The organism is Paenibacillus sp. FSL H8-0280 (genome assembly GCF_045040665.1).
In the GTDB taxonomy this organism is placed as follows: domain Bacteria; phylum Bacillota; class Bacilli; order Paenibacillales; family Paenibacillaceae; genus Paenibacillus; species Paenibacillus xylanexedens_A.
The window spans coordinates 6,071,229-6,097,575 of sequence record NZ_CP150296.1 but is presented as its reverse complement, the minus strand read 5'-3'; the positions used below and the strand labels follow the sequence as shown (position 1 = coordinate 6,097,575).

Annotated in this window: 4 protein-coding genes and 1 pseudogene; all 5 read left to right on the top strand. The window is 53.8% G+C overall.

Going from position 1 to position 26,347, the window contains the following annotated elements; translation table 11 throughout:
- Nucleotides 1-42 precede the first annotated feature (42 nt).
- The 5 genes and pseudogenes from MHI12_RS26580 to MHI12_RS26560 all read left to right on the top strand — a co-directional run bounded on the left by MHI12_RS26580 (nt 43) and on the right by MHI12_RS26560 (nt 26,029).
- The gene (locus tag MHI12_RS26580; protein WP_405170783.1) at nt 43-3,321 is read left to right on the top strand and encodes a non-ribosomal peptide synthetase; all 3,279 of its coding nucleotides are present in this window, start codon (nt 43-45) and stop codon (nt 3,319-3,321) included.
- Nucleotides 3,311-5,137 (top strand): ABC transporter ATP-binding protein, encoded by a 1,827-nt coding sequence (locus tag MHI12_RS26575; protein ID WP_405170782.1) that lies wholly within the window; start codon nt 3,311-3,313, stop codon nt 5,135-5,137. Before MHI12_RS26580 ends, MHI12_RS26575 begins: the two co-directional genes overlap by 11 nt.
- Nucleotides 5,134-6,867, top strand: a complete 1,734-nt coding sequence (locus MHI12_RS26570) for an ABC transporter ATP-binding protein (protein WP_405170781.1) — start codon at nt 5,134-5,136, stop codon at nt 6,865-6,867. The genes MHI12_RS26575 and MHI12_RS26570 overlap by 4 nt, the downstream gene beginning before the upstream one ends.
- A 139-nt stretch (nt 6,868-7,006) precedes the next feature.
- Nucleotides 7,007-16,444 (top strand): annotated as a pseudogene (locus tag MHI12_RS26565) (amino acid adenylation domain-containing protein); the annotation flags it as partial.
- A complete protein-coding gene (locus MHI12_RS26560) occupies nt 16,421-26,029 on the top strand; it encodes an amino acid adenylation domain-containing protein (RefSeq protein ID WP_405173059.1) in 9,609 nt (3,202 codons plus the stop codon). The pseudogene MHI12_RS26565 and the gene MHI12_RS26560, both read left to right, overlap by 24 nt.
- Nucleotides 26,030-26,347 lie beyond the last annotated feature (318 nt).

Here is a 26,347-nt window from a genome sequence, read left to right as displayed (position 1 = left end):
GCGTCGGGGTATGCGGTCACTTCATTTTTAGGGGAGGTACGAATGAAATCTTTATTTGAAAAGGAAGAACGGTACTGGAGCGGCAAGTTTGACGCAGATGATAGCCTGAGCTTCCTTCCATACAGTCAATCCTCCAAATTATTCGAGGGCGGGGAATCTGCGGCAGAGCCGGACTTGCTTCACCGTACTCTGCCGAGCGAACTCTCGGAGAGAATCATTGGCCTCGCCAGCGGTTCGGATTTGGCTCTGTACATGATTGTTTTGGCAGGAGTCAAAAGCCTGCTGTTCAAATATACCGGGCGGGACCAAGTGCTTGTCGGCATGCCTTCGTATAGCGCAGACCAGGGCGAGACGCCGCCGCATGACATCTTGGTGATCAAGACATCGGTAAGCAGCCAGACTACGCTGAAAACGCTGCTTGGAGGCATCAAAGGCTCCATCGGCGAGGCGTTGGAGCATCAGCACCTGCCTTTTCGAAAAATGGTGGAGCCGCTCCATCTGGACTATACGGGGCATGGCCTCCCGGTCGTCAACACCATCGCATCCTTCGCCCCGATTCATCCGGGACCGCTGGGTAACCGTGTGGCGGCTGATACCGTTTTTCGCTTCGACCGCCAAAACCACTCCATCAAGCTGGAAATAAGCTTTGACGGACAGCGGTACGAGCGGGCATTTATGGAGCAGGCGGCCGACCATCTTGTTCGGTTGCTGTCCATGCTTTTATTTCAGCCAGATCTGGAGCTTGGACAAGTCGATATGCTGTTCCCAGTCGAGAGGGAGATGCTGCTCAAGGGATTTAATGACACCGAAACCGAGTTCGAGCGGGGGAAAACGATCCATGGCTTGTTCGAAGAACAGGCTGAGCATCACCCGGATAACGTGGCCGTCGTCATGAACGAGCGGCAATTGACCTACCGCGAGCTGAACGAGCGATCCAACCGCCTTGCGCTGAAGCTACGGGAAAAAGGAGTAGAAGCAGACCAGCTGGTAGCGATTCTGGTCGAACGCTCGCTTGATATGGTCGTCGGCATTCTGGCAATTCTTAAAGCGGGTGGAGCCTTCGTGCCTGTCGATCCCGACTACCCGGAGGAGCGCATCCGCTTCATGATCGAGGATTCAGGCGCACCGTTATTGCTGATTCAAAAACATCTGCACGAGAAGACCGACTTTGAAGGAACACGCCTTGAATTAGACGATTTTGTTTGGGGCGATAGCGGGGCGGAATCCACTGGTGTGCTGGATGCTTCGAATCTGGAGCCGGCCAGTGGTCCGAATGATCTGGCTTATGTCATCTATACATCAGGTACGACGGGCAAACCCAAAGGGGTCATGCTGGAGCATCGTGGTTTGGTCAGCTTGAAGCTGATGTTCGCGGACAGGCTGGGCATCACGGAGCATGACCGGATCGTTCAATTCGCCAGCCTGTCATTCGACGCGTCCTGCTGGGAAGTGTTCAAAGCGCTCTATTTTGGCGCGACTTTGTACATCCCGACAGCCGAGACGATTCTCGACAACCGCCTGTTCGAGAATTATATGAACGAGCATGCGATTACGGCGGCGATTTTGCCTCCGACGTACAGCGCATATTTGAACCCGGACCACCTTCCCAGCTTAACGAAGCTTGTAACGGGAGGTTCGGCGGTATCGGCTGAATTTGTGCAGCAGTGGAAGGAGAAGGTCCACTATTTCAATGCTTACGGGCCTACCGAAGCTTCGATTGTTACAACGCTTTGGGATGCGGATGAGCAGCAGCCGGAGCGCAGAGTTATTCCGATCGGGCGCCCGCTGTCCAATCACCGGATTTTTATATTGGATGCCCACCTGCAGCTTGTGCCTCCCGGAGTGGACGGCGAGTTATGCGTGGCAGGCGTAGGGCTTGCGAGAGGTTACCTGAACCATCTGGAGCTAACGGCAGAGAAGTTTGTGGAACATCCGTTTGCGCCGGGAGAACGCCTTTACCGGACGGGAGATCTCGCTCGCTGGCTGCCGGACGGCAATATCGACTACCGGGGGCGGATCGATCATCAGGTGAAAATCCGCGGCTACCGGATCGAAATCGGCGAGATTGAAGAGCAGTTGCTGAAGATCGCCGCCATGCAAGAAGCGATGGTGCTCGCCCGCGACGACGCAAACGGCCATAAGCAGCTTGTCGCTTATTACGTTGCGGAAACGAGGCTGGTTGCGCATGAACTCAAGGAGCAGCTCGCCAAGCAGCTTCCGGGATATATGATTCCTTCGTACCTCGTGCAGCTTTCGCGGATGCCGCTGACCCCGAACGGGAAAATCGACCGCAAAGCGCTACCCGCACCAGAGGAAGCCGCCACTGGAGGAACGGAATATGTTGCGCCGAGAACACTGCTCGAGATGAAGATCGCCCGTGTCTGGCAGGATACACTTGGCATTCCACAGGTCGGCGTAAAGGATAACTTTTTTGAGCTGGGAGGCAATTCCTTAAGTCTGATTAGGCTCGTTCAAGCCGTTTACGATGAAACGGGCATCGAGATACCGCTGAATCGCCAATTCCATCATGTAACCGTTGAAGCCATGGCTTTTGGAGAGGAGGATCTGGGCCTGGATAAAGGTGGAGACTCTTTCATTAAGCTGAATAAAGAAGGAGATCTGAACGTGTTCTGCTTCCCTCCAGGCAGCGGCTTCGGCATCGGTTACCGAGAGCTTGCAAGCAGGTTAGACGGCCGATTCGTGCTTTACGGCATTGATTTTATAGACGATGTCATCGATTACGAGGCCATGCTGAACCGTTATGTGGATGAGATTGTTCGCATCCAGCCGGAAGGACCTTACGTGCTGCTCGGTTACTGCTTCGGAGGCAACCTGACGTTCGAGGTAGCCAAAACGATGGAAAGTAGAGGATATTCCGTAACAGACGTGCTCATGGTGGACTCGTGGATTAAGGACACACTCACACCTTATGAAACGTCTGAGAAAGAGCTTGAAGAAATGCTTGCGGATTTCGACGAAGAAGAGAAGGAATTAATGAGCAATCCGCTCGTGCGGGAGCGTGTTCATCGGAAGATCAAAGCCACCTTGACGTACGAAGCGCAACTTATTAATTCAGGCACGATAACTGCCCGGATTTACGAATTGATTGCGAAGGACAGCGAAGCGTTCCGCCTGGAGCACCAGTTGCCGTCCTGGCAGAGGGCAACGACGCAAGCTTACGCCGATTACCGGCTGGAGGGCGCACACGAGGAATTACTGGAACTCGCGCGCGTGGACGAAACGGCCGTTGTCATCCGTGACATCTTAGTACAAATCAAGCGCCAGATCGAAGTGGAGGCCGGGGTTCTGCATGGGAGTTGATCGGCAGACGTCTGTTCAAGAACAAGCCACAGCCGCACCTTCCAAGCGCCGAACCGTTTATGCCACCTGGAAAGCATTCCGCTGGCTGATGTCCTATGTGAGCCGTCACAAAGGCTGGATGATCGTGGGTATCCTGTCCGCAATAGCCGCCGCGGTTATTGAGATATGGACGGGACGTTTGGTCGAGCAGCTGACCACACAGGCTGAGAATGGGGCGGGGCCCATCGTTCTGCAGATCGTGTACACGGTCTTTGTGGTCATCTTGATCGGTGTGCCGGCGAAGTTTTTCATGAGCTTTGGTGTGGAGCGAAGCAGTGCCTCTGCGGTGCGGGATATCCGCAACCATGTCATGCGTCATATCGGCAAACTTCCGGTCCCCTATTTGGAAAAGCAGCACTCCGGCGACGTATTGTCGCGGATCAACAACGATCTGCAGCTCATCCAGCAATTTATGATTCGGGACCTCGCCCAGTGGTTTTATCATCCGCTATTATTTATCGGCTGTTTCGCTTATTTGATGTATCTCCAATGGGAGCTGATGCTGTACAGCCTGCTGTTATTTCCCTTAGCACTGCTGGTTTCCCAATGGATCGGGAAGCAGTTGGAACAGTTGACGGAGGAAGCCCAGGCGAACATGGGCCGAATGAATGTCAACCTCCAGGATACGCTTGGAGGGATGCCTATTGTAAAAAGCTACCTGCTATCTGGCATGTTATCTCGTTCCTACCAAGTGCTACTGCAATTGACGGCTCAAAAAAAGCTGGCCGTGAAAAAGCGGGAAGCCTGGGTCAACCCGCTGCTTTCTACGCTGATGATCAGCCCGATCATCTTCGCCGTCAGTTACGGAAGCTATTTGATCTACAACGGGCAGCTAGGCGCGGGAGAACTGATCGCCTTCCTGTACTTGCTTAATCTGTGTCTGGAGCCACTGGAGCATATTCCCGAGCTCATCACGCGCACGTTCGAAATGACCGGTGCGCTGAGAAGGGTTTCCGAAATCGTCGAGCAGCCGACCGAAACGGAAAATGGCCGTTTGCTTCCAATAGCGAGCGCCGCCCCCATCCAGTTTCAGAACGTAACCTTCGGGTATGAAGAGAGTTCCCCGATTCTGCGGAATGTTAACTTCTCGGTGCCGGAAGGCAAGACGATTGCACTTGTCGGAGCGAGCGGCGGAGGGAAGAGCACGGTGTTTAAGCTGGTATGCGGCTTTTATCCACTTCCGGAGGATCAGGGCGAGATCCGCGTGTTCGGAAGCCTGATCCATGGTACAGATCCGGAGCAGCTTCGGTCGCATTTTTCCGTAGTAACCCAAGATTCATATTTGTTTAGCGGTACGATCGCCGAAAATATCGGCTATGGGCGGGAAGAAGCGTCGATGGACGAGATTATCGAAGCCGCCAAAGCCGCTCAGGCTCATTCTTTCATTATGCAGCTTGAGGACGGTTACCAGACGTATGTCGGAGAGCGCGGCGGGTTTTTGTCCGGTGGGCAACGCCAGCGCATTGCAATGGCTCGGGCGTTTCTGAAGGATGCTCCCGTTCTGCTGTTGGACGAGCCCACATCGGCACTTGATCCAGAGTCGGAAAGCGCGGTTCAGGAAGCGTTGGGCGTATTGATGAAGCAGAGAACGACCATGGTGATTGCCCACCGGCTTTCTACGGTACAAAACGCCGATGAAATTTGGGTTATGGAACAAGGAAGTATTGTCGAAAAGGGCACTCATGAACAATTGCTCGAGATGAAGGGACTGTACGCCCAGTCGTATTACCAGGAGTTTACCGAGTCTGCCGAACGCAGGGAGGTGTCATACACATGAAAAAGAGCGGATGGCTCTCGCAAGTGAAAGAACTCGGCTACTTGCTGACGTTTATGAACCGCAAGCGCAAAACCCAGTACGCGATTGGCCTTGCTGTAACGGCGCTCACCCAGACATTGTTTCTGATCGCCTTCAGCTTGGTCGTACATAACTTGGTTGATTTCGCTGTGTCCCGAGATACGTCCCTGATGGTGGAAGCTTTTGTTATTTTGGGCGTGGCCCTGTTTCTGGAAAATATAATTTCTCCCTGGTTCATTTACTTATACCAGCGCAGTGTCGAGCTGACTGTGCTGAATATCCGCAAACGTCTTTATGACAAGCTGTGCCGGGTGCGGCCGAGATTCCTGGAGCAGAACCACCATGGGGACTTGCTGTCGCGAGTGAACAACGACGTAACGACCGTTGAGTTTACATTCTCGCAGGTTTACTTCGTTTTGCTGCTTCAAGTTGTCTTCTGCATCGGCTCCATTGCCTCTATGGTGGTGATCGATTGGCGGTTTGCTGGCGTATCCTTCGTCATTCTGCTGCTGTCCTCTCTGGTCAGCCTGAAATTTGCACGGGATATCCGCGCTTTGTCCGAACAAGGCTTGCGTACGCTCGGTAAAATGACCGAAAAATTCAAAGATTTTATGGGCGGCATTCAAATTGTGAAGCTGTTCCGCATCCGCACGATTTACAGCCAGTACGAGGCGTTGAACGAACAAATGACGCAAACGCTTCGGCAAACGGCGAAAAAGAATGGTATGCAGGCTGCGGTGAACCATTTTATCAGCTACGTCACGTTTTGCGGCATCATCGTCATCGGCAGTCTTCTTTATGCCTACGGATTGATGGGAATGGGAAGTGTCGCCGCTCTGGCAGTTTTGCAAGTGAATCTGACGCACGCCTTGTTGAACTTGGGGATGGTTCTGTCGATGACCCAAAATTCGCTCGCGGGTGCTCACCGGATTCAAGAGGTACTAAGTGAGGAAGAGGAACCGGAGCGTCTGGGATCTTCTCGTAGCGAGCTTGTATCGGAGGCTGCGGTGGAGTTTCGCGATGTGGAATTTTCCTATCAGGCAGATAAAAAGGTACTTGTCGACATGTCCATGCAAGTGTTTCCTGGTCAGGTTGCTGCGATCGTAGGAGCCAGCGGCAGCGGTAAAAGTACGCTGATCAAGCTGCTGCTCGGCTTTTATCCTGTGGACAGCGGAGATATCCTGCTCCAGGGCAAACCGTTCGGCCATTACACGCTGGACGAAATTCGCAGGCAGATTGCATACGTTCCGCAGGAGCCGTTTTTGTTTACCGGCACGATTGAGGAAAATATCCGTTATGGCAATCCGGATGCAACGGATGAAGAAGTGGTTGAAGCGGCCAAAGCTGCGTACGCTCACCATTTCATTCAGGAACTTCCTGAACAGTATAAAACGCCGGTGGGAGAGAGAGGAGCGTCGTTGTCAGGCGGACAAAGGCAGCGAATTGCGATCGCCCGGGCGATTCTCAAAAACGCCCCGATTCTGCTGCTGGATGAAGCGACTTCTGCATTGGATAACGAATCCCAGCATTGGGTACAGCAAGCTCTGAACGTATTGATGAAGGGGCGCACCACCATTCTGATTGCCCACCGTCTCAGCACTGTGGAACATGCGGATTTGATTACGGTCATGAATCAAGGAACGGTCGTGGAACGGGGCCGCCATCAGGACCTGCTGGCGCTCGGAGGTTATTACGCGCGGCTGTACGGCTAGACCCGCTTTTCGACGGGCGGCTTCCTGCTGATATCTGTATAAATTGAACTATTCATTTACATAAAAACGGAGAGGACAGAAAAAACCTAAAAAAGCGTAGCGCTCGCCTTTATCACCGGATTTTCCCTTTTAAAAAGGGATGCGAAAAAATCTGGGGATAACAGCGATTGGAAGGTTATTCTGTCATCGGAGTGTTCCGTGTAAATCATCTTTAGTTCAATTTATAGTTACAAAGCCTATCTACAAACAATCTCTAATACGGGAGTGTGTCGATGTGAGAGAGAATACGAACAAGCAATATGGATTAACGCAAGCCCAGCGCCGGATATGGTTCATGGAAATTATGAATCCGGGCACATCCATCACGATGCTTTCCGCGACCTACCAGATTACGGGCGAGATCGACACCAAGCTGCTGGAGAAAGCGGCGGCAGAGATTGTCAAAACCTATGACGCTTTCCGAATCCGCATTAGCGGGGATTTGCAAAATCCAACGCAGTGGTTCGAAGAGCCAGACAATGTCCAAGCCAAGATAAGCCACCTCGAAATAGGCACAACCGAACAATTCTATGCTTGGGTGAAAGAAGTAAGCGAAAAACCGGCCAGCGTGTTCGACGAACACCTCTACCAATTTACGATGATCCATTTTGCGAACGGCCAAGTATGGCTTAATTTGACTATAAATCATATCATCGCCGATGGCTTGTCCGTCACTGCTTTGCTGCATGCGGTGATGGAAAAATACCTGGAACTGCGCAATGGCATCTTCAGCAGTTACCACGCCCCATCCTATCTGGATTATATTTCAACTGAGCATGAATATGAGCAATCGCAGCGTTATCAAAAAGGCAAGGAATATTGGCTAACCAAGTACAAGACTTTGCCTGAAACGAGCGGCATTAAATCGGTTCCGCCATTCTCGATTGGCAGCGAATCGAATAAACGTTCCATCACTCTGGATGGTTCCCGCTATGACCGCATTCTGGCTTTTAGCGAACAATATCAGGTTAGTTTATATACGTTATTTTTGTCCGCCATGTACGTCTTATTGTATAAGCTGACCGACAGCACCGATGTTCCAGTCGGCACGGTTTTTGCCAATCGCACCAGCAAGAAGGAAAAAGAAACGATCGGTATGTTCGTCAGCACCGTGGCTACGCGGATTAGTCTGAATCCAGTTGGGTCCGTGCTTTCCTTGATCCAAACGGTTTCCAAGGAAAATACGGCGGATCTGCGGCATCAGAAATATCCTTATAACCAATTGATCCAGGATTTACGCGAACAACACGGCCGCAACGATCTTTCGGAGTTGTTCCGCACGTCTCTAGAATATCTGCCTTTGAAAATCGTGGAGTACGAAGAAATCAAGGTACGTCTGGAGGCTCACTTTGCTAGACACGAGATGGACGATCTACTGCTGCGCTTCGACCATATGCTGAATGAAGGCCATGTCATTCTCCATGCTTCCTATCGTACCGGGCTGTTCGAGACTACCGAGATTGATCGCATTATGGAACAGTATGTAACCGTTTTGGACCAGTTTCTTGAGACTCCCGAACTGCGGGTGCGCGAGATTTCTATGTTGAGCGATGAGGAGAGACACCGTATTCTTGACGTGTTTAACCCGCCGGTGGCAGCACTGAGCGAGGGAATAGCGTTTCATCGGTATGTCGAAAAGTTTGCCCGAGACATTCCGGATCACCCGGCAGTTGTTTACATGGACAAAAAGCTGACTTACGGCGAATTGAACGAACGCGCCGAGCGGCTGGCTGTGCTCCTTCGTGAACAGGGCGTGGGAAGGGAGACGATTACGGGGATCTGGGCAGAGCGTTCGGTGGAACTGCTGGTCGGTGTGCTCGCCGTATGGAAAGCCGGCGGAGCTTATGTACCGCTGGACCCCGATTATCCGGCGGAGCGGATTGAGTACATGCTCAGCGATAGCGAAGCATCGGTGCTGCTTACGCAGCGTCATCTGTTGGAGGGGGCCGGAGGTTGGTTGGCCGATGACCGGCTGAAGCTTCAAGCTGTCTATGCGATGGACGATGAACAGATGTATAACGGGGATACCTCAGCCGTGGAATTTGAATCTGCGGACAGTGCTCCGCAAGACTTGGCTTATGTGATTTACACCTCCGGTACGACGGGACGCCCAAAAGGCGTCATGATCGAGCATGGTAGTCTCATGAATACGGCGGATGCGTACCGCCGCGAGTACCGGTTGGATCAGTTCCCGGTGCGGTTGCTGCAACTGGCGAGCTTCTCGTTTGACGTGTTCGTTGGAGACATCGCGCGGACGCTGTATAACGGAGGAACGATGGTAATTGTGCCAAAGGATGACCGGATTGATCCGAACCGCTTATACGGCTGGATTCGGGACCAAAACATCACGGTATTTGAATCGACACCTGCGCTCATCCTGCCGTTCATGCAGCATATTTATGAAGAAGGGCTGGACGTCAGCTCCATGAAGTTGCTGATTACCAGCTCGGATGCTTGCAGTGTCACCGATTACCGATTGCTGCAGGAAAGATTCGGCGGGCAATTTCGCATCATCAACAGCTACGGCGTTACCGAAGCGGCCATTGACAGCAGCTTTTACGATGAGCCGCTGAACCACCTGCCATCGTTGGGTCATGTGCCAATCGGCAAAGCCTGGCTGAACGCCCGGTTTTACATTGTAGATGCCGGGTTAAAGCCGGTTCCTGTAGGGGTTCCGGGTGAGCTTGTCATCGGTGGCGCCGGTGTGGCGCGCGGGTATTGGAACCGTCCGGACCTAACCACCGAGAAGTTTGCAGACAGCCCGTTTGTGCCTGGCGAACGTCTGTATCGGACAGGAGATTTGGCCCGCTGGCTGGAAGACGGCAACGTTGACTTCATCGGTCGAATCGACTATCAGGTGAAAATTCGCGGGTTCCGGATCGAACTCGGCGAAATTGAAACGGTCCTGCTCAGTTTCCCGGGGGTCAAGCAGGCTGTGGTGACTGACCGTACGGATGAGCAGGGGCAAAAGTATTTGTGCGGTTACGTGGCGGGGGATGTTTCCTTACAACTGAGCGATCTGCTGTCCCAATTAAAACAAGAGCTACCTGCGCATATGGTTCCGGCCCGGTTGGTGTCTCTTGATCAGCTTCCGCTCACACCGAATGGCAAGATTGACCGTAAAGCGCTGCCTGAACCGACCGGAGAGATAGAAGCCGGCCGTGAGTATGTGGCTCCTCGCACAACGCTGGAAACAAGACTTGCTCTTATTTGGCAGCAGGTGCTGGGTATTGTGCGAGTTGGAGTCCAAGACGATTTCTTTGACCTGGGTGGTCATTCCTTGCGGGCCTCTGCGCTTGTTTCCAAGATTCGAAAAGAGCTGCAAGTCGAGGTTCCGCTGCGGGACGTTTTCCGCTACACCACGATCGAACAGCTTGCCCAAAGAATTAGCGGTTTAAAGCAGCAAGAAACGTATGAGATTACAAAGGCGGCAGAGACCGAGTACTATCCGGTTTCATCCGAGCAAAAGCGTCTGTACGTCCTGCGCCAGCTTGACGCGGCCGAGCGTAGCTACAATATGTCGGCGGCGCTTCTTCTCGAAGGCAAGCTGGACCGCACGCGCGTAGAGTACGCATTCCGGGCGTTGATTCAGCGCCATGAGACGCTGCGTACCGGGATCGAGCAGGTTCAAGGCGAGCTTGTGCAGCGCATCTATGACGAGGTGGAGTTTGCTGTAGACTATTTCCAGGCGAGCGAGCTAGAAGTGGACCATGTGGTGGAAGCATACTATCACCCGTTTGATCTGACTAAGCCGCCACTTCTTCGCATCGGCCTGATCGAAGTCGCCGAGGATCGCCACATCCTGTTGTTTGATATGCATCACATCGTCTCGGATGGCATCTCGACAGCATTGCTTTTCGACGAGTTCAGCCGCCTGTATCGGGGTGAGGAGCTTTCTCCGTTGCGTATTCAATACAAAGATTATGCCGTTTGGCAGCATTCCGAAGCCTACGGGCAGTTGATCCAGCCGCAGAAGGAGTACTGGCTGGAACAGCTGTCGGGCGAGCTGCCTGTATTGGAACTTCCGACGGACTTCCCGCGGCCTGCGGTGCAAAGTTTTGACGGCCGGACCGTGAAGTTTGATATTGGGAAAGAACGGACGGAGAAGCTGAAAGAACTGTCCGCACGGACGGGCACGACCCTGTACATGGTGCTGTTGTCAGCTTACTCAATCCTTATGCATAAATATTCGGGTCAGGAAGAACTGATAGTGGGAACGCCGATTGCCGGAAGAACGCAAGAAGAAGTGCAGCCAATCGTAGGTATGTTTATCAACACGCTTGCCATTCGCAGCCATCCGGAGCGTTCCAAGCCGTACCTTAAGTACCTGGAAGAAATGAAGGAAATCACACTCGGGGCTTTTGAACACCAAAATTATTTGTTCGAAGATTTGGTGGAAAGTCTTCATATTCCGCGCGCGACCGGTCGGAATCCGCTCTTTGATACGTTCTTCTCCCTGCAAAATACGGAGAATGAGCAAATTGTCATCGAGGGGCTGGAGCAATCGTTTTATCCGTTGGAAAACCGAACGTCCAAGTTCGAGCTGCTTCTGGATATTTCGGAGCTGGATGGTCAGCTCGAATGCCGGTTGGAGTACGCTACGGCTTTGTATAAACAGGAGACCGCGGAGCGGTTCGCCAGACATTATGACAAGCTACTCGAAACTATCGCAACAGCGCCGGAAGGGGATATTGCTTCGCTGGAAATGCTAACGGAGCAGGAAATCCGTGAACTGGTGCGCGGTTTTAATGATTCGGAGGCAGACTACCCACGGCAGCAGACGATTCATGGGTTGTTCGAAGAGCAGGCGAAGCTTTATCCGGATAACGTGGCCGCCGTCATGAATGAGCGGCAGTTGAGCTACCACGAACTGAACGAGCGATCCAACCGCCTTGCCCGTAAGCTGCGGGAGACAGGAGTCGAAGCGGATCAGTTGGTAGCGATTCTGGCCGAACGTTCGCTTGATATGGTCGTCGGCATTCTGGCGATTCTCAAAGCGGGCGGAGCTTACGTGCCTGTCGATCCCGACTACCCGGAGGAACGCATCCGCTTCATGATTGAGGATTCGGGCGCACCGTTATTGCTGATTCAAAAGCATTTGCATGAGAAGACCGACTTCGCAGGAACGCGCCTTGAATTGGACGATTTCGTTTGGGGCGACAAAGGGGCGGACTCCGCTGGTGCGCTGGACGCTTCGAATCTGGAGCCAATTTCTGGCCCGGGTAACTTGGCTTATGTCATCTACACATCGGGAACGACCGGCAAACCCAAAGGCACGTTGATTGAGCATAAAAACGTCGTGCGCCTTTTGTTCAACGACAAGAACCTGTTCGACTTTGGGCCGTCCGACACGTGGACGTTATTCCATTCGTTCTGCTTCGATTTCTCCGTCTGGGAGATGTACGGAGCACTTCTGAATGGAGGAAAGCTGGTTATCGTACCGCCGCTTACGGCGAAAAATCCGGCCGAGTTCCTGGCACTGCTGAGCCACGAACGGGTCACGATTTTGAACCAGACGCCAACATATTTCTATCAACTGCTGCGTGAGGTTATAGCGGACCATCCGTACGATCTGCGGATTCGCAACGTCATCTTTGGCGGCGAAGCGCTCAGCCCGCTGTTGCTCAAGGGTTTCAAGACGAAGTACCCGGAGACAAAGCTGATTAATATGTACGGCATTACCGAGACGACGGTTCACGTGACGTATAAGGAAATCACATGGATCGAGATGGAAGCGGCAAAGAGTAATATCGGCAAGCCGATCCCGACGCTGAGAGTGTACGTTCTGGATGAAAACCGTCGTCCTGTTCCGATCGGCGTAGCAGGCGAAATGTTCGTAGCCGGAGAAGGGCTGGCGAGAGGATACCTGAATCGCCCGGATTTGACGGCGGAAAAGTTCGTTGATTCCCCCTTTGCGGAGGGGGAAAAACTGTATCGCTCAGGCGACTTGGCGGCCTGGCTGCCGGACGGCAACATTGAATACCTCGGCCGGATCGACCATCAGGTCAAAATCCGCGGGTACCGGATCGAGCTGGACGAAATTGAGACGCAGCTTTTGAACGTGGAGGGCGTGGAAGAAGCGGTGGTGCTCGCCCGTCAGGACAGCGGGGGCGAAAAGGCACTTGTTGCCTACTTTGTGGCGGAACGGACGCTGACAGTTAGCGAAATGAGAACCTCGCTGGCCCAGGGAATGCCGGGATACATGATCCCGTCATACTTCGTGCAGCTGGAACGCATGCCGCTGACGTCCAATGGCAAAGTGGACCGCAAAGCACTGCCGGAGCCGCAAGGCGGCTTGCAAACGGGCGTCGAATACGTAGCGCCGCGTAACCTTACGGAGTCTCAGCTTGTGAAAATCTGGGAGGAAGTGCTGGGTTACCCCGGCATTGGAGTCCTGGACAATTTCTTCGAGCTCGGAGGGCATTCCTTGCGGGCGACAAATCTTGTCAGCAAGATTCGGAAGGAAATGAACATTGAACTTCCGCTGCGCGATGTGTTCCGCTTTATGACGGTAGAATCGATGGCAGAGGCTATTGCCAGCTTGAAAGAATCGCAGCACAGCTCGATTCCAAAAGCGGAAGAGAAAGCGTACTATCCAGTTTCCTCTGCGCAAAAAAGGCTGTATGTCCTGCACCAGCTAGATAGCTCGGAGCTGAATTACAACATCCCGAGCGCCTTGCAATTGAAAGGGGCTTTGAACGAGGCCAAAGTGGAAAAGGCGCTGACTACTTTGGTGGCCCGGCACGATATGCTGCGCACCGGTTTTGAAATCGTGAATGGAGAGCCGGTTCAGCGTATTCATCCGCTCGTAGATTTCAAGGTCGAGAAGCTTCAAGCAAGCAAAGATCAGGTCGCGGCCATTCTGGAAGGCTTCATTCAGCCTTTTGACTTGACCCAGCCGCCTTTGCTGCGCGCCCTGCTGATCATACTTGAGAAAGAGAAATTCCTGCTTGCGCTGGATATGCATCATATTGGTTCCGACGGTCTTTCCATGGACGTGCTGCTACACGAATTTGTGGGGCTTTACAATGGGGAAGAATTGCCGGAGCTGCGGATTCAATACAAGGATTACGCCGTTTGGCAGCAATCCGACGAGCAGTGTCAGCGTATCAAACGGCAGGAGGAATACTGGCGCGGGGTATTCAGCTCCGAGCTTCCCGTTCTTGAGCTGCCTCTTGACTTTTCCCGCCCAGCCGTCCGGCAGTTTGACGGTCAAACGCTCACGTTTGCGCTGGATGCGGAGAAAAGCGAAGCTCTAAAACGGCTTGCCGGAGATTCGGGGGCGACGCTGTACATGCTTCTGCTGGCTGCTTACTCCGTATTGCTTCATAAATACGCGGGACAGGAAGATATCGTAGTCGGCACTCCGATTGCCGCTCGTTCTCACGCCGACCTGCAACCGATTATCGGCATGTTTGTCAATACGCTGGCCCTTCGCTTGGGTCCGACGGCAGAGCAGACGTTCCTGGATTACTTGCAGGATGTGAAGGAAACGACGATTGGAGCCTACGAGCACCAGGACTATCCGTTCGAGGAGCTGGTGGAAGCTCTTCAGGTGAGCCGGAATTTAAGCCGGAATCCGCTGTTTGACACCATGTTTTCTTTGCAAAAGCACGAAAGCCTGGATTTAGCCCTGGAAGGCTTGCAATGGTCGCTGTTTGACATCGAGGAAAAGAGAGCAAAGTTTGATCTTAGCTTGGATATCGTGGAAGAGGGTAACGAGTTGGTTTGCAAGATCGAGTACGCTACCTCGTTGTTTAGACAGGAAACGATGGTACGGCTGGCGGGTCATTACGAGCAGCTTTTGGCGTCGATCCTGGCTCAGCCGGGTGCGCGGATTTCGGATTTGGATATATTGACGGACAGCGAAAAGCATGATTTGCTGGTCGGGTTTGCCGTGTCGTCTTCGGCTCTGGCGAAGCAATCTGCCTCAGAGGGTCCAGGCTTGGAAGCGGATGAGTCGTGGAGAGAGAGAACGATCCACGAGCTGTTCGAGGAGCAAGCAGAGCAAACGCCGGAGCAAGTGGCCGTTGTCTATGAGGACAGCAGCCTGACTTACCGGGAGTTGAACGAGCGGGCGAACCGGCTGGCGAGATCCTTGCGTGCCTCTGGCGCGCAGGCCGATCAGCCGATCGCGATCATGGCCGAGCGCTCGCTGGAGATGATCGTGGGCATCTATGCGATCTTGAAGGCCGGGGGCGCCTACGTGCCGATCGACCCGCAATTCCCGCTGGAGCGCATCCGCTACATGCTCGAAGATTCGGGCGCTAGGCTGCTGCTGATTCAGAGCCATTTGCGGGAAAGCGCGTCATTTGCCGGGACAGAGCCACTTGGCGGTCTATCGCTCGTCGATCTGAACGATCCATTCGCGTATGACGAAGACGGCTCGAACCTGGAGCCAGCGAGCGGACCGGAGCACTTGGCCTACGTCATTTACACATCGGGCTCGACAGGCAACCCCAAGGGCGTCATGGTGGAGCACCGTCCGGTGATCAACCGGCTGCTGTGGATGCAGAATGCATACCCGATCGACTCCAGGGATACGATTCTGCAAAAGACGGCGATCACCTTCGACGTTTCCGTGTGGGAGCTGTTTTGGTGGGCTTGGACGGGGGCCAAAGTTTGCTTGCTGCCGCCGGGCGGAGAGAAGAATCCCGAGACGATTCTGGACACGATCGAACGGCAATCCGTCACCACGATGCACTTTGTGCCGTCGATGCTGCACGCCTTCCTCGAATATGTCGAGCGTCAGCCGAGCGAAGATCTGGGTAACAAGCTGTCTTCGCTGAAACGGGTGTTTGCAAGCGGGGAAGCGCTGGCGACATCGCATGTGAGCCGGTTCTGGCAGTGGATTTCGTCATCCGTGAATCAAGCGCAGCTGATCAACCTTTATGGGCCTACGGAAGCGACGGTTGATGTCTCGTACTACGATTGCGGACCGGAAGAGGCGTATGTATCGGTGCCGATCGGCAAGCCGATCTCGAACATCCGGCTGCATATTGTCAAGGAAGGGACGACAGCGCTGCAGCCGGTCGGCGTGCCGGGCGAGCTGTGCATCGCGGGCGAAGGTCTGGCTAGAGGCTACTTGAACCGTCCCGAGCTGACCGCGGAGAAATTCGTAGAATGTCCGTTTGCGCCGGGCGGGCGGATGTACCGGACGGGCGATCTGGCCAGATGGCTGCCGGACGGCAACATCGAGTATATGGGCCGGATCGACCATCAGGTGAAAATCCGCGGGTACCGGATCGAACTCGGCGAGGTGGAGGCGCAGGTCCTGAAAGCGGCGTCCGTCCAAGAGGGGGTTGTCATCGCCAGAGAGGACGAAGCCGGTCAGAAGCAGCTCTGCGCGTACTTCGTGGCGGATAAGCCGCTTGCGGCGAGCGAGCTGCGAAGCGCGCTGGCGGAGGATCTGCCTGCGTACATGATTCCGTCCTACTTCGTGCAGCTGGAGCGGATGCCCCTCACACACAGCGGGAAGCTCGACCGCAAGGCGCTGCCAGCACCGGAAAGCAGTATGCTCGTTGGAACGGAATACGTGGCGCCCCGGACGGCGGCGGAGCAGACGTTGGTTGCGGTGTGGCAAAAGGTGCTGGGAACGGGTCGTCCGATCGGCGTGATGGACAATTTCTTCGAGCTCGGCGGGGATTCAATTAAATCGATCCAGGTGTCGTCCAGGCTATATCAGGCCGGGTACAAGCTGGAAATTAAGCATTTGTTCAAATATCCGACTGTAGCGGAATTAAGCCCGTATCTCCAGTCGGTCTTAAGACGCGCCGATCAGGTGGCAGCTACGGGAGAGACGGGGCTGACGCCGATTCAGCGCTGGTTCTTCGAGCAGTCGTTCGCCGATCTGCACCACTTTAACCAGGCGGTGATGCTGTACCGGGAGGAAGGCTATGACGAAGCGGCGCTTCGTCAGGCCATGCGGAAGCTGGCCGAGCATCACGATGCGCTGCGCCTCGTCTTCAGCCGGACCGAGAGCGGGTATGCGGCATGGAACCGGGGCATCGCGGAAAGCGATGGCGAGCTCTACAGCCTGGAAGTGATCGATTTCCGCGGAATGACGGACTGCGCGCAGGCGATTGAAGCCAAGGCGAACGAGCTTCAGCGCAGCATTGACCTGCAGGCAGGGCCTTTGCTGAAGCTCGGCTTGTTCCGCTGTGCGGATGGAGATCATCTGCTGATCGCGATCCACCACTTGGTCGTAGACGGCGTATCCTGGCGGATTCTGCTTGAGGATTTTGCTGCCGGCTATGAGCAGGCGCTGCAAGGGCAGCTGATCCGTCTGCCGCTCAAAACGGACTCATTCCAAACGTGGGCGAAACAGCTCGCTGATTATGCGAACGGTCCAGCGATGGAAAGCGAGAGAGCGTATTGGCAGCATATCGAGCAATTGACCTATGAGCCGCTTCCGAAAGATTTTGAACAAGGCAGATCCAAGCTGAAGGACAGCGGGATCGTGACCGTCCGCTGGACGGCGGAGGAAACCGAACAGCTGCTGAAGCAGGCACACCGTGCTTACCATACGGAAATGAACGATTTGCTGCTTGCTGCGCTGGGCCTCTCAGTACAAGCTTGGAGCGGTCAAGAACGCGTGCTGGTGAATCTCGAAGGCCACGGCCGGGAAGAACTTTTGCCAGATGTGGATATTACACGCACGGTAGGCTGGTTCACAAGCCAATTCCCTGTCGTTCTGGAGCCGGGTCACGCTCAGGCACTCGGTCATCAGGTGAAACAGGTGAAAGAAAACTTGCGCCGCATTCCGAACAAAGGAATCGGCTACGGCATTCAGCGTTATTTGTCAGCGCCGCGTGACGGAGAGCGCTTCGTTTTGGAGCCGGAGATCAGTTTTAACTATCTGGGTCAGTTTGACCAGGATTACGAAAGCAGCGGCTCGCAGCCGTCTCCGTTCAGTCCGGGCTCCGATTCAAGCCCGAATGCTGTGATGAATTATGTCCTCGATATCAACGGTATGGTGTCGGAAGGCATGTTGGAACTCACGATCCGTTATGGGGAAACCCAGTATCAACGGGAGACGGTTGAGCGCTTGGGCACCCTGCTTCAATCGAGTTTGCGTGAAGTCATCAGCCATTGCGTATCGAAAGAGCGGCCGGAACTTACGCCTAGTGACGTACTGCTTCAAGATGTGACGGTGGAGGAACTGGAGCGGCTGTCCGAACATACGGCGGCACTCGGCGAACTGGAGAATGTATACACCCTGACTCCGCTGCAAAAAGGGATGTTGTTCCACAGCTTGCTGGATGCCGATTCGGAAGCCTACTTCGAACAGGTGACCTTCGATCTGTATGGAAGCCTGAATGTGGAAGCCTTCACCCGCGGATTGGATACGCTGGTACAGCGAAATGAGGCGCTGCGGACCAATTTTATTACCGGCTGGAGAGACGAGCCGATTCAAGTGGTATTCCGCGAGCGGAAGTGTGAAGTGTACTTTGAAGATATTCGCTCGGCAAGAGATGAACACCCGGAGAAGTCGATAGCCGATTTTGTCAGCGCGGATAAAGCGAACAAGTTCGATTTGGCCCAAGGCTCTCTGATGCGCGTTACAGTTTTGCGTACGGGCGACGAGTCCTACCAAGTGATCTGGAGTCACCATCACATTTTGTTGGACGGCTGGTGCATGTCCTTAATGATCAAGGAAGTGTTCGACACCTACTTCGCGTTCCAGGAGCAGCGGACGCTGGAGCTTCCTCCGGTTACCTCGTACTCTCGGTATATCGAATGGCTGGAAGCTCAAGATGCCGGGAAAGCTTCGCGTTACTGGTCCGAGTATTTGGCGGGTTATGATCAGCAGACCAAGCTGCCTCGGGAGAAAACAGGGCTGAAGCAGGGCGCTTTTGAAGCAGCTGAGATCGATGTGGAACTCAGCAAGGAACTGACTGGGCAAATCGAGCGGGTGTCGCGCCAGCATCAGGTGACGCTTAATACATTCATGCAGACCGTATGGGGACTGGTTCTGCAGGTATACAACAACAGCGAAGATGTTGTATTTGGCTCCGTCGTATCCGGGCGTCCGGCGGAGATTCCGGGTATCGAAAGCATGATCGGTCTGTTTATTAATACGATCCCCGTCCGTATTCAAGGCAAAGCCGAGGAGACGGTAGCCGATATTTTGAGAAAAACCCAGGATCAAGCGCTGACATCGGGAGCTTACGAAACGTTCCCGCTGTTCGAAATTCAGTCGCTGAGCGAGCAAAAGCGCGACTTGATCAACCATATTATGGTCTTTGAAAATTATCCGATGGAAGAACAGATTGAGCAGGTTGTCGGCGGAGGACAAGAAGCGCTGAAAATCGCTAATATCCAATCGCCGGAACAAACGAACTACGATCTGGACATTACCGTCATTCCGGAAGAGCATATTTTGCTGCGGTTTACGTACAATGCACTGACATTCAGAGAGCAAGACATCAGGCAGATCCACGGTCATTTTGCCCGTGCATTGGAGCAGGTTGCGGCTAATCCGAATGTTCGTGTACATGAGTTAGAGCTTTTGACGGCGGCGGAAAAAGAAGAAATTGTCGGCGCGTTTAATCCGGTGCAGCCGGAAATGGCTCCTGTGGCAGCGTTCCATCGACTGTTCGAGCAACAGGCGGAGCGCACACCGGAAGAGGAAGCCGTCGTGTACGAGAACGATCGGCTGACGTATGCGGAGTTGAACGAGCGGGCGAACCGCCTGTCGGCAACGTTGCGTGCAAGCGGCATCGGCCGGGAGGAGATTGTGGGCATTCTCGCCGAGCGTTCGGTCGATTTGCTGGTGGCCGTGATGGCCGTCTGGAAAGCGGGAGGGGCGTATGTACCGCTTGACCCGGATTATCCGGCGGACCGCGTGCGGTTCATGCTGGAAGACAGCGGAGCGAAGGTGCTGCTGACACAAACACTGCTGCGAGAGCGTGCCGAATCCTGGCTCGGCGAAGAGGAACTAGCACTGGAGACGGTGCTGTATCTCGATGACGAAACGTCATACAGCGAAGACCGAGCGAATGCACCGATGGACTTCGGCCAAGGCTCCAGCAGTGCTCCCAATCCAGTCAACGGCAAGCTAACGGGGGCTGTGAACGGTGGTGGCGAGAGTCATCCAAATGATGTTGTTGGCATGGACAGCTTCCATGAAGCCCGTCCGGAGGATCTGGCGTACGTCATCTACACGTCGGGAACGACGGGCAAGCCAAAAGGTGTGATGATCGAGCACCGCAGCCTGGTGAACACGGCAGCGGGCTACCGACGGGAATACCGGATGGATCAGTTTCCGGTAAGGCTGTTGCAGCTTGCCAGCTTCTCGTTTGACGTGTTTGTGGGCGATATCGCGCGGACGTTGTACAACGGCGGCAGCATGGTCATTGTACCGAAGGACGATCGGATCGATCCGCCTCGTCTGCACTACTGGATAGAGCGGGAGCAAGTGACGATCTTTGAATCAACGCCCGCACTGATCGTGCCGTTCATGGAATACGTGCATGAGCAGGGACTAGAGTTAAGCAGTATGGAGCTGTTGATTACAAGCTCGGACAGCTGCAGTGTGGCAGATTACCGGACCTTACAGGAACGGTTTGGCTCGTCGTTCCGCATTATTAACGCCTACGGTGTGACGGAAGCGGCAATTGACTCCAGTTTCTATGATGAGGAGTTGGCGAAACTGCCGCAAACAGGCCATGTGCCGATTGGCAAAGCCTGGTTGAATGCGAAGTTTTACATCGTGGATGCACATCTGAACCCGGTGCCAGTCGGCGTGCTGGGCGAATTGGTTATCGGCGGAGTGGGTGTGGCACGCGGGTACTTGAACCGTCCAGAGCTGACGGAAGAGAAGTTTGTAGACAGTCCTTTCACCTTTGGTGAGCGACTGTATCGCACGGGAGACTTGGCGCGGTGGATGGAGGACGGCAACGTGGACTTCATCGGGCGGATCGATAACCAGGCGAAAATCCGGGGGTACCGGATCGAGACGGGCGAAGTCGAAGCAAAGCTGCTGAGTGTAGGTGGCGTGAAGGAAGCTGTCGTTGTTGTCAGGGAAGATCAAGAAGGGCAGAAAGCGCTGTGCGCTTATTATACAGTGGAAGAAGGCTTGACGGCGGCAGATTTGAAACGGGCGATCTCCAGCGAGCTACCGGGATACATGATTCCATCGTATTTCGTTGAACTGGAGCAATTGCCTCTAACGCCAAATGGGAAAATTGACCGGAAGGCGCTGCCAGCGCCGGAAGGGCGAGCAGGAGGAGGCCGCAAATACGTGGCACCGCGCACCGAACTGGAGGCAAAGCTGGCCGCCATTTGGCAGGAGGTACTTGTTCGGGATAAGGAGGTAGGCGTAACGGACAACTTCTTCGACCTCGGAGGACACTCCCTGCGGGCGACAACACTTGTCAGCAAAATGCATAAGGAGCTGGGCGCCCAATTCCCGCTTCGCGACGTATTCCGCTACTCGACAGTTGAGGAAATGGCTGTGGCTATGGAGCATTTGGAGATCGGCTCGTTTATGGCTATTCCGGCTGCGGAACCTAGCGAGTATTATCCGCTCTCTTCTGCGCAGAAACGTCTCTATATCTTGAACCAGCTGGAAGGAGGCGAGCTGAGCTACAATATACCGGGAGCTATGCTGCTCGAAGGGCAGCTCAACCGGCAGCGGTTTGAAGAAGCATTTCGCGGGCTTGTAGCTCGTCATGAAACGCTGCGTACCGGCTTTGAGATGGTTGAAGGCGAAGCGGTTCAGCGGATTTACGAAGAAGTCACCTTCCAGGTGGAATATGTGCAGATCAGCGGGGAGCAGGCGGAAGAAACGGTGCGCCAATTCGTTCGTGCGTTTGATCTAGCGAAGCCGCCACTTCTGCGGGTGGGCATTGCCGAACTCGCGCCTGACCGGCATATCCTGATGTTCGATACACATCATATCGTATCGGACGGCGTTTCAATGGACGTACTGATCGAAGAGTTCGTGCACTTGTACAGCGGGGAGCCGCTCAAGCCACTCCGCATTCAGTACAAAGATTATGCAGTATGGCAGCAATCGGACGAGCAGAAAACGCAGCTTGCCAAGCAGGAAGCTTACTGGATTGACATGTTCCGCGGAGAACTGCCAGTTCTGGAAATGCCGACGGACTATCCGCGCCCGGCTATGCAGAGCTATGAGGGCCGCACGCTGCAATTGTTTATGAATATTGAGAAAAGCGAAGGTCTGAAACGGCTTGCAGCTGAAAACGGCGCAACGCTTTACATGGTTCTGCTTGCGGCATATAACGTGCTTCTGCATAAATATTCAGGTCAGGAAGACGTGGTGGTTGGTACGCCGATTGCGGGCAGAAATCACAGCGACGTTCAACCGCTGATCGGGATGTTTGTTAATACATTGGCCATCCGCAGTTACCCGGCTGCTGGTAAAACGTTCCTTGACTACTTGAAGGAAATCAAGGAGACAACGCTGGGTGCTTTTGAACATCAGAATTATCCGTTTGAGGAACTGGTGGATAAGGTAAACGTGGCTCGTGATTTACGCCGTCATCCACTGTTCGATACGATGTTTGCTTTGCAGAATACAGAAAATGTGGAAATCCAGCTTCCGGGACTGCATTTGTCGACGTATGCCAGCGAAGAAATTGTTTCTAAATTCGATCTCAGCTTGGACGTTACGGAGATTGAGGACGGCTTGGAATATCTGTTTGAATACGCCACGGCTCTATATAAAACCGAAACAGTGGAGAAGTTGGCTGCCCACTACTTGCAGCTGCTTGAATCCATTCTCTGCAACCCGTCGGCGACTATTGCCGAGCTAGATATTTTGACGGCGGCGGAAAAAGAAGAAATTATCGGCGCGTTTAACCCTGCGCAACCGGAAGAGGCTCCTATGGCAGCGTTCCATCGACTGTTCGAGGAACAGGCGGAACACACGCCGGAAGCTGAAGCTGTCGTGTACGAAAACGATCGGCTGACGTATGCGGAGCTGAACGAGCGGGCGAACCGTCTGTCGGCCACGCTGCGCGCAAGCGGCATCGGTCGGGAGGAGATTGTTGGCATTCTCGCTGAGCGCTCGGTGGACCTGTTGGTGGCCGTGCTGGCCGTCTGGAAAGCAGGCGGGGCGTATGTGCCGCTTGACCCGGATTATCCGGTGGACCGTGTGCGGTTCATGCTGGAAGACAGCGGAGTGAAGGTGCTGCTGACGCAAACGCCGCTGCGAGAGCGTGCCGAAGCCTGGCTCGGTGAAGAGGAACTGGCACTGGCGACGGTGCTGTATCTCGACGACGAAACGTCGTACAACGAGGAACGAAGCAATCTGCCAATGGAATTTGGCCAAGGCTCCAACAGTGCTCCCGATCCAGTCAACGGCAAGCTAACGGGGGCTGTGAACGGTGGTGGCGAGAGTCATCCGAATGATGTTGATGTTGTCGGTATGGACAGCTTCCATGAAGCCCGTCCGGAGGATCTGGCGTACGTCATCTACACGTCGGGAACGACGGGCAAGCCAAAAGGCGTGATGATCGAGCACCGCAGTCTGGTGAACACGGCGGCGGGTTACCGACGGGAATATCGGTTGGATCAGTTCCCGGTAAGGCTGTTGCAGCTCGCCAGCTTCTCGTTTGACGTATTTGTGGGCGATATCGCGCGGACGTTGTACAACGGAGGCACGATGGTCATTGTACCGAAGGACGACCGGATCGATCCGGCTCGTCTGCACTACTGGATGGAGCGAGAGCAAGTGACGATCTTTGAATCAACACCAGCACTGATCGTGCCGTTTATGGAATACGTACACGAGCAGGGGCTGAAGTTGAGCGGGATGGAGCTGTTGATCACAAGCTCGGACAGTTGCAGTGTGGCAGATTACCGTACCTTACAGGAACGGTTTGGTTCATCGTTCCGAATTATTAACGCCTACGGTGTGACGGAAGCGGCAATCGACTCCAGTTTCTATGATGAGGAGTTGGCGAAACTGCCGCAGACAGGCCATGTGCCGATTGGCAAAGCGTGGTTGAATGCGAAGTTTTACATCGTGGATGCACATCTAAATCCTGTTCCAGTCGGTGTGCTGGGCGAACTGGTCATCGGCGGCGTTGGGGTAGCACGTGGGTACTTGAACCGTCCAGAGCTGACGGAAGAGAAGTTTGTAGACAGCCCTTTCACCGCGGGTGAGCGGTTATATCGCACGGGAGATTTGGCGCGTTGGATGGAGGACGGCAACGTGGACTTCATCGGCCGGATCGACAATCAAGCGAAAATCCGGGGCTACCGGATCGAAACGGGTGAGATTGAGTCGCAACTGCTGCGGGTGGTAGGTATACGCGAAGCGGTGGTGCTGGTTCGAAGTGATGCGAACGGGCAAAAGGCGCTGTGCGCATACTACACAACGGATATCGATCTGACGGCGGCCGACCTGAAACGAGCGATCTCCAGCGAGCTGCCAGGTTACATGATCCCGTCGTACTTTGTGGAGCTGGAGTATTTACCTCTGACACCAAACGGGAAAATCGACCGGAAAGCGCTGCCGGCGCCGGAAGAGGGAGCAATTGCAGGGCGCGAATACGTGGCGCCGCGCACCGATCTGGAGACGAAACTGGTCTCCATCTGGCAGGACGTGCTTGGGTCAATTACGATTGGTGTGACGGACAACTTCTTCGACCTCGGCGGTCACTCGCTGCGGGCGACAACGCTGGTCAGCAAGGTGCACAAGGAGCTGCACGTGGACCTGCCACTGCGCGATGTATTCCGGTACTCGACTATTGAAGCGATGGCTGAAGTGATTAGCCGATTGGAACAGCAGGAATTCCTCTCCATTCCGGTTCTGGATAAAAGGGAGTATTATCCGCTTTCCTCTGTGCAAAAACGGCTGTACATCCAGCAGCAGATGGAAGGCGCCGAGCTTAGCTACAACATGTCCGGCATGACGGTTCTCGTCGGGCGCTTGGAGCGGAATCAACTCGAGGCGGCGCTCAAAGAATTGATAACTCGTCACGAAGTTTTGCGAACTGGTTTCGAAATGGTCGACGGCGAACCGGTACAACGGATTTATTCGGACTTGGAGTTTGCCATCGAGTATACAAAAGCGACGGAAAGTGAAACGAAAAGCATTGCAGAAGCCTTTGTACGTGTCTTTGATTTGGAGCGGCCGCCGCTGCTGCGTGTGGGCTTAGTTGAATGGGAAGCGGAACGTCATCTGCTTATGTTGGACATTCATCATATCGTCACGGATGGCATGTCGATGGGTATCTTCATCGAAGAGCTGCTGCGCCTGTATAACGGTGAGACGCTGGAACCGCTTCGGATTCAATACAAAGAATTCGCCGCTTGGCAGCAGTCCGAGCCTGTAAAAGAACGGCTGAAACGCCAGGAAGCCTACTGGCTGGACATGTTGGAAGGTGAATTGCCAACGCTTGAGTTGCCTATGGACTTTGTCAGACCTGCCGCTCGCAGCTTTGAGGGAGATGTGCTGCCTTTCAGTATCGACAAGCAGATGACCGACAGCTTGCAGCGCATTGCCGATGAGAACGGTGCTACCCTATATATGGTGTTATCGGCGGCCTATTCAATCCTGCTCAGCAAGTACTCGGGACAAGAAGACTTCATTGTAGGCACACCGGTTTCGGGCCGCACACATGCCGACCTGGAGCCGCTCATCGGAATGTTTGTCAACACGTTGGCGATTCGCCATTATCCATCCGGGGAGAAGACGTTCCTTGTTTACTTGAACGAAGTCAAAGAAACGATGCTGGGGGCCTACGACCATCAGGATTATCCGTTTGAAGAACTTGTGAAAAAGCTGCAGGTGCCGCGCGATCAAAGCCGCAATCCTGTATTCGATGTCATGTTTGCGCTGGAAACGAAGGAAGATAACGTTCAAAGCTTCGGGGATATCCAGATCGAATCTTATCCGGAAACGCATGCGGTTTCCCAATTTGACCTTACCTTGGTGATTTCGTTGCTGGATGAGGGAATGAACGGGCAGTTTGAATATGCGACGAAGTTGTTTACGCGCAATCTGATCGACAATTTTGCTCAGGACCTGCTCGTGATCATCACCCAAATTGGCGAACAGCCTTCGATGCTACTCAAGGATATTTCCCTGAACGGGCAATCCGAACAGGAGCAAGATGAGCTAGAGGCTATTGATATTATTTTCTAATCCCTTACCCGGCTTGGGTGGAAATGGATCATTTAAGCACGTTATATGCGACATTCGGTATATTGAGGAAGTGGTAATGAAAAATTGTGGTAGTTTCACGACTTTTGTATCACCTGACAAAAGTATTTAAGTTATGTAACAAAGGGTCCTGGATGACAGTTGTCATCAGGACCCTTTGTTTATGAACGTATAATTAATGTTCCTATGTCCAAATCAGTATGAGGCTATTATAATGAAAGCCTTTAACTGATATAGGATGAGTACTCTGGTATTATGGGATGCACCGTGATTTTCATCTATTTTTCAGACTTAGTATTT

What these genes read in the sequence shown, in the direction of transcription:
- MHI12_RS26560 (WP_405173059.1), top strand. Translation starts at nt 16,421, where the DNA reads ATGCTCGTTGGAACGGAATACGTGGCGCCCCGGACGGCGGCGGAGCAG.
- MHI12_RS26570 (WP_405170781.1), top strand. Translation starts at nt 5,134, where the DNA reads ATGAAAAAGAGCGGATGGCTCTCGCAAGTGAAAGAACTCGGCTACTTG.
- MHI12_RS26580 (WP_405170783.1), top strand. Translation starts at nt 43, where the DNA reads ATGAAATCTTTATTTGAAAAGGAAGAACGGTACTGGAGCGGCAAGTTT.
- MHI12_RS26575 (WP_405170782.1), top strand. Translation starts at nt 3,311, where the DNA reads ATGGGAGTTGATCGGCAGACGTCTGTTCAAGAACAAGCCACAGCCGCA.